Origin of the sequence: Halobacillus sp. BBL2006 (assembly GCF_000786645.1) — a bacterium.
Taxonomy (GTDB): Bacteria; Bacillota; Bacilli; order Bacillales; family Halobacillaceae; genus Halobacillus.
Genome location: NZ_JRNX01000436.1, coordinates 1 through 1,647, shown reverse-complemented (window position 1 = coordinate 1,647; position 1,647 = coordinate 1). Strand labels below are relative to the sequence as shown.

The window sequence follows — 1,647 nt, the reverse complement described above, 5'->3', positions numbered from 1 at the left end:
CTAAGCGAGACGCCGGTGTTAATAGCAATCGGGAGAAAAACCCATTTTCAATATCCTTTACAATTCCCTGTCCTGCGCCCCCTGCGCCTCCAATGGCTGCAGAGACAATAGATACAGGAAGGATAAAGGCGAGATAATTTGCCCCTTCAAAGGTCGGCAGTTGGGAAATCCCACTTAATCCCCCTTCATAGACAAGAAGGAAAAAAGCCGAAATCATCAGGTTAGGAATAAATGAAAATGGATTGCGGAGTGTTGTTTTAATGCTTCTAAGCGTTATGAGCCACGTGTCTTTCCAAACATTATTCCCCAACAGTCTCCCCCCTCTCTTCTTGTTCGTTGGTGATCTTAAGGAAAATATCATCAAGAGTCGGAGAAGATAAGTTGATGGTTTCGACTTGAATGTCCTGCTGATCCAATAATCGGACCACTTCAAGTAATTGCTTTGTTCCATCTTCGACATACACCGTCAGTTTCTTATTCTGAAGAATGACTTCACTTTGACCGAATCGCTCCATTAATATCTGTTCAGCCTTTTGTTCATCCTCCTCCGAATAGAAGCTAATTGTTACTAAATCGTTACCAATTTGAGCTTTCAATTCTTTAGGAGTACCTGTTGCCACAATTTCACCATTATCGATAATACTAATTCGATGAGCTAGCGAGTCGGCTTCCTCCAAGTATTGAGTTGTGAGGAAAATCGTTGTATGATTTTCTTCATTCAGCCGCCGCAGTTCTTTCCAGATGGCCATTCGATTAGAGGGATCAAGACCTGTTGTCGGCTCATCTAAGAATAGAATTTTAGGTTCATTCACTAGCGTTAAAGCCAAATCCAGCCTTCTTCGCATCCCGCCGGAATAGTTCCCTACCCTCCGCTCTGCCGATTCTTTCAGCTGTACAATTTCCAACAGTTCGTTGGCTCTCGTTTTAGCATCCTGTTTTGAAAAACCGAAAATGCTTGCATGAAGTTCTATCATTTCACGACCCGTCAAGTCAGGATCGACCCCCGTTTCCTGCAGGGCCACTCCTATATATCTTCTCACTTTTTCAGGTTCTCCGATCACATCATGTCCAGCGACAGTTGCTTTCCCTCCCGTTGCGTTAATCAACGTAGTAAGGATTTGAACCGTCGTCGACTTTCCTGCACCGTTGGGTCCTAAAAATGCAAAAAATTCACCTTCTTCAACCGTAAAGCTTACGTCTTTGACAGCCTGAACATTACCTTTTTTAAACGTTTTGGAGAGGTGCTCTACTTCAATCTTTCCATTCAAACGAATCACTCCTACACTTATATTCGGCATCAGTGTCAAAAAAAATGCTTACCTTAAAGATACCGAACTTTTCCTGCATTTTCACCTAAAAAGTTGTTTATTAACACATTTAACAATTGTGCTGACGTGCTGATAGTTTAAATACATAAGAAAAGCTGTGAATCAGAGCGTATTATCTTAATAGACTTATCTATTGTCTTCCACGTCCTTCATCGATAAGCTGATTCTTTTACCAAAAAACAATGAGACGTTCAAAAATTAAAAAACTTTTCCAAAAAATGTTTTAGGTCCTAAAGTTTCGGGAAGGGCTGATTTTGTCTGCTTTTTTCCAGCTCGCAAAACTAGACGTTTTTCGCTCTTGTAATGGCGGCTTTATAAG

At 41.2% G+C, this 1,647-nt stretch carries 1 protein-coding gene and 1 pseudogene; both read right to left on the bottom strand.

Going from position 1 to position 1,647, the window contains the following annotated elements; all coding sequences use genetic code 11:
• Window positions 1–310 (bottom strand): annotated as a pseudogene (locus LD39_RS13040) (ABC transporter); the annotation flags it as partial.
• The gene (locus LD39_RS13035; RefSeq protein WP_231572577.1) at window positions 300–1,277 is read right to left on the bottom strand and encodes an ATP-binding cassette domain-containing protein; all 978 of its coding nucleotides are present in this window, start codon (window positions 1,275–1,277) and stop codon (window positions 300–302) included. The gene LD39_RS13035 and the pseudogene LD39_RS13040, both read right to left, overlap by 11 nt.
• Window positions 1,278–1,647: the final 370 nt, after the last annotated feature.